Raw genomic sequence first — 12,341 nt, 5'->3', positions numbered from 1 at the left:
CGTTATCAAGCGGCTTTGTTTGTGTGGGCCTAAGGAATGAATAATCCTACTGATGACGTTTTTATTGGGGTGGCAGGTAATTACCCAAGTTCAAGAAAGAAAATAATGATGCTTGCTTTGTACTCATCTCTTCCAGAATAATATTACACTTATTTGATTCTTTATCCTGGATAACTGCCAGCCTAATTTCGGACAAATTTTCAATTAGTCTTCTCATAGAAAGACCATATCTCTTTGTCTCCCAGGCTAAATATCTGTAGAAAAGTAAGCCAATTATAGACAGAAATACGTGAACTTTGATATTTTCATCTTTGTGGTGGTACACCGGTCCCACAGGGACAAGCAGGTGATCATTCAATAGCTTAAAATCATCCTCTATAGCGCCTTTATTGTTGTATGTTTGCACAATTTTTTTAGTGTGCCAACGGTGCTTATCTGTAAATAGTATATTTTTTCCTAATGAATTTTCGCGCTTATTTTTATTCTCTTCGTCAATCCAGAACTTTAACTGAGGTTTTTTCTTACCTTCAGGAGCATCAGTAATTTCATATTTCACCATACTTCTGTATTTTTTGATAATAATGTCTGCAACCTCTTTTTCTACACTGCTCCTGTTTCTTGCTTTTCCTCTGTTGCTTTCCAGTCTCCTCTGTAGGTCTTCCAGATTCTCAGTTATTTTTGACATATTTGACTCACAAGTTCTTTTTTGAAGTTTGTGAGTTCCTTCATTGAAAGTAATTACTGTTGTAAATTCTGTCCCGTAAAACTGATGCTTTGTCCGATAGCCATAAATTTTGTGGCCTTCTGAGCTTTCATATAAAAATTGATATTTAGATAATGGCACTTCAAGAAGATCATCTGCCTGATTTGCTTTTACAGCCCCTACAAAATTCATCTTTGAAGTTGCTTTTTCAATGTTGTCCTTTGAATTGTTTCCCTTATCAAAAACAAGAACAAGGTCTTCCGAACAAATATTCAATTCGGTTAGACGGTTTACTATTTTGTCAACCAGACCTGAAAATTCCTCTGAATCATGCACATTTCCTGGATATGTCTCGTGAATAAAAGGTAAGTTGTAATCATTAGCAGCCAGCGCTACAGATACCTGATTTTTGTCTTTACGATGCTTTTTGTTATACCCTTTATGAAGCAATTCACTTTTTTCATCATAATTGGTAGCATAAGTGAACCAGTTTGATTCATCCACAAACAGTACTGAAGGGGTTAGTCCTTTTTCGATGAGAACTCGGCACAAATCGTCTTCAATATTTTTCATTGTGTCGGAATCAATGTAATTCATATGATTCAAAAAATTCTGACAATTTAATTTATGAGGGAATTTCCACTTAAAAGATAAGGCCGATTTTTTGAACCATTCCCCAATACCGTTTTCACTTAAAACTCCATGAGATTTCCCCACTATATCAAGTAAAAGATACTCTCCGACACTTAAACCATCGATTGATTTTTTCATAGTGTGCTTGTTCACTATGTCAACGAATCCAAGCTCTTCATTCACATGAAGAAGTGCGGCAAGTTTGCCGTACTCAAAAGATTTCAGTTTCATGTAGGGCAATGATTCACTCTGTTTTTTCATTTCAAATATTTTTTCGGCATTGCCTAAATATATCTGAAATATAGTTTTCACTTTTCCATCAATTCTGCCAGTTTTAATAATATACCAGTATTTTTTACCGTTGATTATTTTCTGTTTTAAAAAAACCATGATATAAATTTAGGTTCTACGTATATAAAGATATTTCTTCAAAAAACAGATACAATAGGCTTTTTAAATGTAATTTAGAACTTAGGCCTTACAAATATTTTTTTTAACGGATCTTCCTTGCCACTGATTTTTGTGGCAAATCAAGGCAAAAATAGCTCTTCTTTGAAAGCTGAGTCTAATCTTTCCAAATTTTCAACTAAATTCTTGAATCTCGGAGGTTCAATAATTTTTAATAAGTCCGCAACCCTTTTAATTTTTAAAGAAGCCCTGTGTTCTCTTAATTTTCCATATACTCAACCCAGTCCCCGCTCTCTATTTTTTCAGTTCGGGGTTCATCATCGTAAACATAAATGATACCCTTGAGTTTCCGTCCTTCAATTTCAAGGTCCACGTATTCCCTGTGGTAGCCTCCGAAAAGCTCCATGTAGTCAATGGATTTTGCGATTTCCATCTGCTTTTTTCCTGAAAACTTCCGGACTTCCACAAGTACGGAAGCCCCTTCTTCCGGATAGACGGCTGGGTAGGCTCCCAGGGAATAGAGGGTGTAACCCTCAACCCATGCCGTTCCCAGAAACTCCGATTTTTCAGGCAGGTCAAAGCGCCGGCTGTTGTCGAGCCCATCCCGGAGAGAGCCGTAGAGGGCCATTATCATCTCATTTTCTGCGGGTTTTTCGTAGGAGCGCTGCCAGCACATGTTTTTATGAAAAACGGACCCATCGAGCTTTTTATCTTCTACAGTCTTGTTTTCTCGCTCAGTTTTCATGGGCTTCCCCTTATATTTCAGTTCGGGAATTGCTTCATTTTCATACAGCTCGTGTTTTTGTGTGAGGTGGTGTTTGGCGTGGGCATTCAAACCACGGAACACACGGAACACACGGAACACACAGAAAAAAAAGGCAGGAAGACGGCAATTACGGTTTTAAGTCCGCTTGAGCGTAGCGAAACGGACACCATGCTCCCGAAGCGGAACTCGGGGAAGACGGCAATTACGGTTTTTCTGGTATTTTTAGTCCTTTTTTAAGATCTGGGAGTGTTTTTGAATTCTATTATATAAAGATCCAGGTTACTCACCGGCCACAGGCCGGTTTCCGTGTCTTTCCGTGTGTTCCGTGGTTGAAAGTCCTCTTGATAGTGATTCTGGATAAGTGGACGACCAATTTTTTTGAGCCTGAAATTATTTAGAATAGCCGTAGGCCACAAAACGCTGGGACAGGTCCAGGTTTGCGAGCAGGAAACGGTCCTCTTTGCCGTAGGCGACCTTTTTGGTTCCGGAAAGTTCAAGGGTGCAGGTTCTGCCGGGTAAAGCTTCTTGAACTTCTTTTCCGTCGATCAGGATCTTTTCCACCCGCACGGGTTCGGACTGGAGGCCCACGAAGAGGTGAAGAACGCTTGCAAGCTCAATTTTCTTCGTGAACTTTGAGATGCTGCATTCCAGGGTATAGTCCGTGGTCACGTTTTCCTTATCGGCGATGATAAAGCCTCTCTCAATGTCCTTTTCCTGAACATTTTTCAGGCGCAGCCCGACCCTTTTGCCTGTTGGGGCACTTTTCACATCCACATCGTGGCACTGGATGGAGCGGATTTCGATGTCCCTGTCAAGGGGGAAGATCTTGATTTTATCTTTCTCGTTCAGTGTGCCCTGGCTGACGACTCCGAGGGCCACGCAACCTTTTCCGGTTACGTTGAAGGCGTGGTCAATAAGGACACGGACGGGGAGTTCGTCCATTTCTTTCTGCTCGGCTTCGATTTCTTCGGCGAGGGTATTTATCAGGGCTTTTAAGTCGTCCACACCCTCAAAAGCGTTCTTTGCGCTCTTGTCCGTGTTCAGAGACACGTATTCCCAGTTTTCCAGGATTGTGCCTTTGCTGATCTTTTTGAGTTTACCCTTCAGCTCATCGATTGCGTACATGTGGGTTGTGTCGGATTTCGTGAGGGCAATGATCCCGCGCTTGAAACCCAGGAGGTCAAGGGCAATTATACACTCTCCTGTATGGGCGTCCAGGCCCTCGGGGGGGATGCAGAGGATTGCTATGTCGGAGACGTTCAGGGCCGTAATCAGGGATTTCAGGGACTTCGGGTAGCTGTGCGCATCCACGAAAACCATTGTTCGGCTTTCCTTATCGTTGTTGAAGAGGGTGATATCCGAATGTGTACCTTTTTTACCGAGGTTTGCGGCCAGAGTGGTCCTTCCGCTCCGTTCGGTTCCGATTATCGCGATATTTGTCATGGTGGGTCCCTTATCTTGTAAATTATCTGCTAAGGAATGGTGAAAATATAAGTTCAGATTTTATTTCGGGAAGTGCTCTATACTCGTAAAGGTTGTGTTTTTGTTGGTGGAGGTGTTTGGTGTGTGCATTCAAACCACGGAACACACGGAACACGCGGAAAAAAGAATGCAGGAAGACGGCAATTAAGGTTGTTCTGGCGTTTTTTCAGTCCGCTTGAGTGGAGCTCCCGAAAAGGACACCGTGCTGTTGCACTTGCAGTGCAACTCCCAGGAAATCTTTGATTTCCTGTGATCCCGAAGCGGAACTCAGGTATTTAAAGTCCCGGCGTACTCACCGGCCGTAGGCCGGTTTCCGTGTCTTTCCGTGTTTTCCGTGGTTGGAAATCCTCTTGATAGTGATTTTGGATAGAAAACTTCAAAATTCTGAATTTTAAAGCTGGGTGAGTATAAATAGATCAGGTATTGTAGTTATCAGTCTTTGGTATTGGTATGCTATGAAAAGTCCTAATTAGTATCACCAACTATTATGAATTTGTGATATAAACTGTTCTTTGTATAGTGGATTAACACTAACAGGGTGAAGCACAACACCCTCTATCCCCTCTGCAAAGGCATTAGGGATTGCTTTTCTAATCATATTATATGCTGCATTGACATCAGCGTTAAGAAGAACTCCCGTGGCACTTCGGAAAAGCCCTCTTTTGACCCGTTTTCCGAGATATTCTTCATGGTGTTCCATTAGCTCATTATCAAGGAAAGAGCATTTGCTTGTATAGGACTCTTCGATCCGTTCAACCGAAATTCCAACCTCTCCAGCCTTGTATTCGACCATTGAAATAAGGGTACTGTGAGGGATTTGAGCAAAATTCTGGTTATTTTTCTTACCCATGTTGACTTTCTGTTTCCAGAAAGGGTTGCTTCCGATAATAATTTTCTCCACGTTCATTTCCAGAGAATAGTTGATTATTGCCCTGCTCAGTTTGTGGAGTACGTCTTTAATCCTTGAGTTTCTTTTATGGGTCAGTACTTCTACACTCTTTCCTGTTTTGATTCCATGCTTCTCATAAGTGCTCTGGAGCTTTGCTTTCTGCTTGTTGTAAAACTGGTTTACTGACTTGGCAACCCCGCCCTTAACAATAATTGGATTTTCTCCAAAATTGTTTCCAATGGTTACGAGGTTGACAACTCCAAGATCAATTCCCAGGACTCGACCGGAATTGAGAGGTATGGGGTCTTCGATTTCCTTTTCAAAAACAATTTCACAGGTGTATCCTGCGTGTTTTGGAATGATCCTGACTTCTTTCAAATTAGTATCATCAGGAAGTCTTGTCTGGATGGATAACGGCACTACTTTGGGAAACTTGAGTACTCCGTCTTTGATACTGACCTGCTGATTTGTAAAAATTAACAGGTATTCCCCGTTTTTTTCCAGGTACTTTGGAGGCTTTGGTTTGCCTGTGAAAAGTTCTGGATTCTTTTTGTAAGATTTTAAAGCTTCGAAAAAAGATTTCCAGTTACGGTCAAGTACTTTTAGAGTCTGTTGAGCAGATTTAGCAGGAAGCTCTTTGTAAGGCTCAGAGGACTTCACAAGCCCATAAAGTTTATTGTACCGGATCCATTTTCCGTTATTGAAGAACTCCTGTCTGATAATATAATCAGAGAAGTTATACAGGTTTTTGGATTTATGGCACAAATCCCCTATTTCCCTGGAATGAAACTAGATTTGCTCAACACGTTTAACCATCACTTTGATTCGACCTCTATCTCCAGGCGTTTATCTCTTCTTTTACTGTAATGTTTCATGGAATAGCAATGGAGCATTGAAATAATTTCATCAAATATTTCTTCAGAATCAAGCTTCTTATTGCCTATTTCAGACACCACTATTATTTGAGTGCCAAAACGTGCAAACAGGTGAGAGAACAGTTCAAACCCGACTCTGCTTAACCTGTCTTTATAGGCAATTATCAAAAATTCAACTTCGTGATTCAGGATCTTATCAAGCATCTTGAAAAAATCTTTCCTTTTCTCGAAAGAGATTCCAGATGCAACATCAGAGTACACTTCGTCAATTCGATGGCCTGAATTGAAAGCCCAACTCTTCAGCATTTCTATCTGGTTTTCCAGGTCTTTTTTTTGTTTAGAGGTTGAAACTCGTCCATATATAACGGTTTTCCTCATTACGTTTTTGTTGAATAATTTGTAAACATCGTCCTCATTGTAATCATAGTAACCGTTGTGCAGTTTGGTAACTCTTATTTTTCCTTGCTTAACGTAGATGCTTAAAGTATTTCTCGATACTTTCAATAGCTGGAGTACCTCTTTCGCTTTCATAATATATAATGTGTAATATAATATTGATGCTATTTATAATTAATGGATACTTTTGAGTACTATACTGTGATATATTTCTTTTTGGGAAACACAGGTGGGAATAGACAGGTGGGAGCAGACAAAGGGGTAAGTGGCTTTACCAGAGTTCTCCTTTCCACATCGCCTCGGTTTTGTCGTGGGTACTCTTATTCATTTTCTTAATCACTACCAAAAACTCCTCTCCAACAGGTTGCGGCTCTTCGAAGATGGCATCGACTCCGAGCCGTTTGAGGTATTCTTCGAACCTGCGAGCCGTTTCCAGGTCGCTGACCCTGATCCTGACCTCATCAAAGAGGCGTCTTTTTTCTTTCACGTCCCGGAGTGCCCCCTTCAGGGGGCCCAGGATACTTTTCCCCAGTTGCATGCAGCGTTTTTCAAAATCTTCTTCTCTTTCATCCCATTCCACAGCCTGGAAACCCTCGCGCACGATTCTGGAAAGCATATAGTCTCTGCCGGTTTCGTAGTAAAAAAAGAAAGCGTGCCGGAGGTCCGAGCAGTTGCTCTGGGAGGAGGTGTATTTGATGGACGGAAGCAGCATTTCAGGGTCCTTGATGACCACTCCCTCATGTTCGACTTCCCCAAGGTTCAGGATAATTTTCTTAATTTCTTCCGGGGCCTTTTCCAGGGAAAACTCCCCGAAAAGCCTTACCTGCAGGAAGCCGTAGGTTTCTAAAAGTTCCCTCCTCCGGGCCAGAGACAGGGGTTTTCCGGTGGTTTTCTCCCGGACGTCAAAGATGAAAAATTCTATGGAGCTGACCTCGTAGATAGCTTTGGGAACATATGGGTTGTCAGGGCCCACCATTTCCCCGTAGAGCACGAGCTCCGGGTAGTCGTCAAAAAACTTCAGGTTAAGTTTTATCCTTGCCCTTTCTGTTGTGTAGGGACAAATGTAACCGCTGCGGGTGATGGCGAGGACTTCTCCCTTTATTTTTGCAACCCGGACGTTATAGCCGTTCATTTTTTCTTCCACGGCCAGGGTTTTGATTTGAGAGAATTGTTCTTTGAGAGTGGGATAGAGTACCATGGCCCTCCGGATCTTGGGAAAACCCAGGACCATTTCAAAAGTTCCATCCCTTTCATAAATGACTGTCCCCCGTTCTATATGGGAAACTTCCTTATCGAAACGAAGCAGGTCTTCGTATTTTCCCCAGTTCCGGGCCAGGTATTTTTTTTCAAAAAGGTGCTCGATCTTTTCTTCCGACAGGTCCAGATATTCGGCCAGGCTTGCTACAAATTGCGGATCATTATAAACGTTAGTTTTTACTTTCTCAGGCCTTTTTTCCTCACTTTTTTCTCTTTCAGGCCCATTTTTCTTACTTTTCTCTCTATTATTTTCCTCTTTGTCGTTCCTCTCTTGCTTCATGTTTTCCCCTTCATTTATCTGCCCCCGGGCTTGAAATACGTTGTCCTTTTCCTGTCTGTGAGTTAATCCTCTAAATTTGTGAATTAACGTCTCCAATCTGTGAATTAATGTCCCCAATTTGTGAATTATCTTTTTAAGTATTGAACTCATCATATGTCTCAGTGAAAAGAATGTTACCTGAACGGTTTACATTCCATAAAGATCTGAAATAAAGATCTGAAATAAAGATCTGAAATAAAGATCTGAAATAAAGATCTGAAATAAAGATCTGAAATAAATATTTGAAATAAATATTTGAAATAAAGATTTGAAATAAAAGGCGGAGACAGTCAAATGGCAGTAGATGTTATTGATTACAAGATTATTGGCGACGATATGCAGATTGTTGAAGTTGAACTCGATCCCGGGGAATCAGTCCGGGCCGAGGCCGGGGCGATGATGTACATGGAGGCCGGAATCGAAATGGAGACCTCAACAGGTGCGAGCGGGGGTGGCCTCCTGAAAGGGCTTGGAAAAGGTCTTAAGAGGAAGCTTACGGGCGAAAGTTTTTTTATCACCAACTTCACTCACAACGGGCGTGGTAAAGGGCATGTTGCCTTCGGGGCTCCCTATCCCGGAAAGGTAATCCCCCTCGACCTTTCCGAACTTGGAGGTCGTTTCCTCTGCCAGAAAGACGCCTTCCTCTGTGCGGCAAAGGGTATAGAGGTTGAAGTGGCCCTTACACGCAAGCTCGGGGCAGGCATCTTCGGGGGAGAAGGTTTCATCCTCCAGAGGCTTCAAGGACAGGGCATGGCTTTCGTCCATGTGGGCGGGACTGTTGTCAAGAAAAACCTTGCTCCGGGAGAGACCCTGCGCGTGGACACAGGCTGTCTTGCTGCCTTTTCCGAAAGTGTGGACTACAACATCGAGATGGTCGGAGGATTTAAAAACGCCCTCTTTGGTGGGGAAGGGCTTTTCCTGGCTACCCTTCGGGGGCCGGGGCTTGTGTACCTGCAGAGTCTTCCTTTCTCCAGGCTTGCTGACAGGATTGTTGCCGCTTCCGGCTACAAGCAGCGTGGTGAAAGCAGAGGAGCCGCAGGGTTTGGAGGGAACATTCTTGGCGATCTTATCAGTGGGGATGGGGATTAATTCCCCCAAAATCCCTCTTAAAAACCAGTAACTCTAAAATCCCTTAAAAATCACTATCAAATGTTTTTGAAAAGTAGTAAAATCCTGCCCTTTTAGGGCAGGAAGTCTTTTTTAAGCCCTTTTCACTCCTTAATTGAATTTATGATGTTCCTTCTCGTAAGGAAGCCTACCATTTCCTCTTCAAGGTTGAGGACCGGGACTCCGCCCAGGTCATTTTCCAGCATGGTTTTGACTACCTCTTCGAGAGGGGTGTTGGTGTATACGCTGATTACACTTCTTGTCATGATGTCCGAGACCAGAAGGTTTTTGATCCTGGAGTCCTGCTGGTTTCCTGCGACCAGATCTCTGAAGGAGCGCATGGCAAGTGCGATGTCATCTTCCGCGACAATTCCTGCGAGCTTGTTGTTTTCAATAACCGGCAACCTTCCCACGTCGTTGTCGAGGAGCAGGTGTCTTGCGTGGCTTACGCGGTCGGAGGGGCTAACGGTTATGGGGGTCTTTTGCATGATTTCCCCGGCAAAACCGTTGAGGTCGCTGGCCTTAAGGAGTTCCTGCGGGGTGACCCAGCCCAGGGGGTCCCCGTTGTTGCTGACAATGATCACTCCTCCCTTCTTTTTCATCAGGGTAAGGGCATCGCTGACATCAGTGTCCGGCAGGACCTTTGTGTAGTTGTCGGATACGGCTGTTGCAACGTGCAATGAGGATGCGGGCTTGCTCAGTTTTTTTCGTGTGCCAAGTTCTTTTGTCAGACTCCTCATGGTAAGTACCCCTAGCAGGTTGTCGTTGTGGACTACCATCAGGCGCTTTGTGTTCTTTTTCTCCATAAGGTCAAGGGCGTGAGAAATGGTATCTGACTTATCAATCTTCTGTGGCTGTACCATTATGTCTTTAACTTGCATGCAATTCACGACTCCTCAGGCAGGATGCCTGCGACTTTGGTTGTGGGTGGAATGCCGCGACTTTCTGGCATTCGTTCCACGTTTGGATTTCTCCACTCTGCTTTTGAAACAAGTTCCCGTAGCAGGTAACGTAGTTTTTAAAACTATTTCCCCAGGTCAATGCTGGATATGCTTGTTATGTGTAGCACGCCGCCCCAGTTTCTCAGGATTTCTATATTGTACGATAGAGCTACAAACTGAGGAAGCATTTGAAGGTGTTTAACACATCCAGCGAAGACGTAGGCCGGTAAGCAGCTTGTTTACAGGGCTCAAAGCTTTAGCGCGGGGTTGCCGACAGCTTTCATTATGTCAGTTCTGCTGATTATTCCCACAATTTCTTCTCCATTTGTAATCGACAGGGCTGTCAGGTTTTCTTCAATCATTTTTTTCGCGGCTTCCTTTACGTTTTCTTCGATATTGAGCAGGGGCACCGGGGAATTCATGATGTCTTCGGCGATGAGAGGTACCTCTTTTATGTACCTGTAGGTTTTTTGGGCTCCCGATGTGGGTTTTCTGGCCATCTTTATGTTTTTTGTGGAAAGTTTGCCTTCATAGTCAGTGATCTGGTTGAAGGCCAGTTCCCTTCTGGAGACAACCCCTACAGCTTTCCCAAGGTCGTTTTTGACAATAACCCTCTCGATTTCGTTTTTGTTCATTTCGTCTATTATGTGGTTGATGGTATGGTGTTTGTGAACAAAGACAACATCTTCTGTCATCAGGCTGGAAACTTTCATATCTATATCTTCAGCCTGTTCGGCCACATGCTTTACAATATCTGTCCTGGTGACAATTCCCACAATATCGTTCTTCATTACAGGGATGTCATGTACGCCATTTTCGAACATAAGGGCAACTGCCTGGGAAATTGACGCTTCTGGATAGATCGTGATCACGGATTCGGTCATCATCAGTTTGATTGGTATCTGGTCTATGGGGCGTCTCCTCCAGAGAGGTTCTGCCTGGGCCAGACGGTTACTGATATCGGATTTTGTGACTATTCCAACCATCTTGCCTTTGTCCAGGACAAGCAACGTACTGATCTTATGCTTCAACATCAGGTTTCTTGCATGAGACACGGGTTCATCTGTGGTTACTACATATACAGGTGAACTCATGATGTCTGCGACGGTCATGAAATACCTCCTCCATTTTTATAGTATATAGGCATCAATAATTATAGTTTTTGGATTTCTCCTGAACTTCTTACTTTTTTCAAATAAAAATCCGCTTTTATACCCTATCCCCATAAAACAAATTTTCGAAGTTTCCGTTCCTTTTTTCCAGAGGGATGCCGCAAGTCTGCTTAACAAAGCATTTTCTTTGCAACAAAGCAATATTCTTTACAGCTCAAAAGACCTCAGGAAATCCCTTTCGGTTATGATCCCGCGCATAATGCCTGCTTCCAGGATCGGAAGTGAACCTATTTTTTTCTCAAGCATGATTTCCAGGGCCATTCCCATATTCGTTTCCGGGCCTGTCCATATAAGGTTCCTGGAGACAATGGACCCCACCGGCTGGTCAAAAGCCTCATGTATGTTCCCCGTTACCAGTTTCTCGAAAGCGTCCCCTCCTCCGATGAAATGTACGATATCCGATGCCGTGACCATCCCCGCAAAAATCCCATCTTTGACCACGGGCAACCTTCGAATCCCATTTTTGACCATGGTCTTTGCAGCCTGGCCGATTGTTGTATCCGTTGTTGCCATTGTCACATTCCTGGTCATGTAGTCTTCAACTGTCAGGTTTGTCACAAGCCCCTTCATCATTTCCACTGCATTTCTTTCGGTAAAGATGGCTACAAGCTGTTTTTCTTCATTCAAGACCGGAAGCCCCCCCCTATTCTTCTCAAGCATGATTTTGAGAGCTTCAGAAAAGTTTGCATTATCGTATACGAACGTCACGTCGTAGTCCATTATCTCCTTCAGGTCTTCGTTTATCGCAGCCATCAGGTTGCCTTTATGGCGCTTTTCGATGAGCAGATTTTTGCTTCCTCCCCCAAGAAAATCGATAATGTCCACGGATGAGACAATGCCCTCCAGCCGTTTCGTGCCGGCATCAGTAATCGGCACACGCCTGAATTTCCTTTCCGTCATGGCTTTGATTGCTTCCATGATGCTTGCAGTGGGCGGAAGTGTAAACACGTCTCTTGTTGAAAGCGCAAGTATGTGCCCTCCATGCTCCGAGATGCGGGATTTGAAATCCACAGGCCCTTTATCCATCGTAACTGTGCTGTTTATCATCCTCGGGTCTTTTCTCAGTACTCCTCGATCCACTTTGTTCAGTTTAGCCTGAACTTTCATTTTTTCGGTTGACGCAAGTGTCTTATTTTTGTTCAATTGTACCACCGATTTTGAGTTGCCATCAAATTTTCCTTTTTTGAAGGCTTTCTTCTGGAATGGAGTTCTTTCTGAAATTTACCGGAACTTTTCGAACTTTTCGAATTTTTTAAATTGTTCAATTTTTTTTCTTGATGTTTTTCTAATAACTTCTTTCTTTTTATGAGTCTATAATCATTATTAATTATATTAGTTGACCATTATAACCTTTTTGTGTGAGACCTGTCTGTATTTTCCTCATAGAGCTTCC

Annotated in this window: 11 protein-coding genes; 1 reads left to right on the top strand and 10 read right to left on the bottom strand. The window is 43.1% G+C overall.

From position 1 onward, the window contains the following. Nucleotides 1-61 precede the first annotated feature (61 nt). The 6 genes from ACZ5QV_RS06975 to ACZ5QV_RS06950 all read right to left on the bottom strand — a co-directional run bounded on the left by ACZ5QV_RS06975 (nucleotide 62) and on the right by ACZ5QV_RS06950 (nucleotide 7,689). Nucleotides 62-1,726 (bottom strand): IS1634 family transposase, encoded by a 1,665-nt coding sequence (locus ACZ5QV_RS06975; protein ID WP_464599431.1) that lies wholly within the window; start codon nucleotides 1,724-1,726, stop codon nucleotides 62-64. Between the two features lie 277 nt (nucleotides 1,727-2,003). After that, nucleotides 2,004-2,579, bottom strand: a complete 576-nt coding sequence (locus ACZ5QV_RS06970) for a gamma-glutamylcyclotransferase family protein (protein ID WP_464601829.1) — start codon at nucleotides 2,577-2,579, stop codon at nucleotides 2,004-2,006. Nucleotides 2,580-2,900: 321 nt separating this feature from the next. Continuing rightward, on the bottom strand, nucleotides 2,901-3,953 hold the full coding sequence (locus tag ACZ5QV_RS06965; protein ID WP_464601828.1) for an EF-Tu/IF-2/RF-3 family GTPase: 1,053 nt from the start codon (nucleotides 3,951-3,953) through the stop codon (nucleotides 2,901-2,903). Nucleotides 3,954-4,467: 514 nt separating this feature from the next. After that, nucleotides 4,468-5,655, bottom strand: coding sequence for an RNA-guided endonuclease InsQ/TnpB family protein (locus ACZ5QV_RS06960; RefSeq protein ID WP_464602054.1), 1,188 nt, complete (start codon nucleotides 5,653-5,655; stop codon nucleotides 4,468-4,470). Between the two features lie 41 nt (nucleotides 5,656-5,696). Then, nucleotides 5,697-6,287 (bottom strand): IS607 family transposase, encoded by a 591-nt coding sequence (locus ACZ5QV_RS06955; protein ID WP_464600711.1) that lies wholly within the window; start codon nucleotides 6,285-6,287, stop codon nucleotides 5,697-5,699. Between the two features lie 136 nt (nucleotides 6,288-6,423). Then, entirely contained in the window at nucleotides 6,424-7,689 is a 1,266-nt protein-coding gene (locus tag ACZ5QV_RS06950; RefSeq protein WP_464601827.1) for an RNA ligase, read from the bottom strand. Nucleotides 7,690-8,022: 333 nt separating this feature from the next. Between ACZ5QV_RS06950 and ACZ5QV_RS06945 the strand changes: the two genes are divergently transcribed. Further along, complete coding sequence (locus ACZ5QV_RS06945) at nucleotides 8,023-8,817, top strand: TIGR00266 family protein (RefSeq protein WP_464601826.1); 795 nt, start codon at nucleotides 8,023-8,025, stop codon at nucleotides 8,815-8,817. Nucleotides 8,818-8,939: 122 nt separating this feature from the next. Here the strand turns inward: ACZ5QV_RS06945 and ACZ5QV_RS06940 are convergent, their stop codons facing one another. The 4 genes from ACZ5QV_RS06940 to ACZ5QV_RS06925 all read right to left on the bottom strand — a co-directional run bounded on the left by ACZ5QV_RS06940 (nucleotide 8,940) and on the right by ACZ5QV_RS06925 (nucleotide 12,100). Further along, on the bottom strand, nucleotides 8,940-9,716 hold the full coding sequence (locus ACZ5QV_RS06940) for a CBS domain-containing protein (RefSeq protein ID WP_464601825.1): 777 nt from the start codon (nucleotides 9,714-9,716) through the stop codon (nucleotides 8,940-8,942). Nucleotides 9,717-10,024: 308 nt separating this feature from the next. Continuing rightward, nucleotides 10,025-10,888 (bottom strand): CBS domain-containing protein, encoded by an 864-nt coding sequence (locus tag ACZ5QV_RS06935; protein WP_464601824.1) that lies wholly within the window; start codon nucleotides 10,886-10,888, stop codon nucleotides 10,025-10,027. An 18-nt stretch (nucleotides 10,889-10,906) separates the two neighbouring features. After that, a complete protein-coding gene (locus tag ACZ5QV_RS06930) occupies nucleotides 10,907-11,065 on the bottom strand; it encodes a hypothetical protein (RefSeq protein WP_464601823.1) in 159 nt (52 codons plus the stop codon). Nucleotides 11,066-11,095: 30 nt separating this feature from the next. Further along, the gene (locus tag ACZ5QV_RS06925) at nucleotides 11,096-12,100 is read right to left on the bottom strand and encodes a CBS domain-containing protein (RefSeq protein WP_464601822.1); all 1,005 of its coding nucleotides are present in this window, start codon (nucleotides 12,098-12,100) and stop codon (nucleotides 11,096-11,098) included. Nucleotides 12,101-12,341: the final 241 nt, after the last annotated feature.

It is taken from the genome of Methanosarcina baltica (genome assembly GCF_055394095.1).
This window is presented reverse-complemented; position numbering and strand designations above follow the sequence as displayed.

What these genes read in the sequence shown, in the direction of transcription:
- ACZ5QV_RS06950 (WP_464601827.1), bottom strand. Translation starts at nt 7,689, where the DNA reads ATGAAGCAAGAGAGGAACGACAAAGAGGAAAATAATAGAGAGAAAAGT.
- ACZ5QV_RS06955 (WP_464600711.1), bottom strand. Translation starts at nt 6,287, where the DNA reads ATGAAAGCGAAAGAGGTACTCCAGCTATTGAAAGTATCGAGAAATACT.
- ACZ5QV_RS06945 (WP_464601826.1), top strand. Translation starts at nt 8,023, where the DNA reads ATGGCAGTAGATGTTATTGATTACAAGATTATTGGCGACGATATGCAG.
- ACZ5QV_RS06940 (WP_464601825.1), bottom strand. Translation starts at nt 9,716, where the DNA reads ATGCAAGTTAAAGACATAATGGTACAGCCACAGAAGATTGATAAGTCA.
- ACZ5QV_RS06965 (WP_464601828.1), bottom strand. Translation starts at nt 3,953, where the DNA reads ATGACAAATATCGCGATAATCGGAACCGAACGGAGCGGAAGGACCACT.
- ACZ5QV_RS06935 (WP_464601824.1), bottom strand. Translation starts at nt 10,888, where the DNA reads ATGACCGTCGCAGACATCATGAGTTCACCTGTATATGTAGTAACCACA.
- ACZ5QV_RS06975 (WP_464599431.1), bottom strand. Translation starts at nt 1,726, where the DNA reads ATGGTTTTTTTAAAACAGAAAATAATCAACGGTAAAAAATACTGGTAT.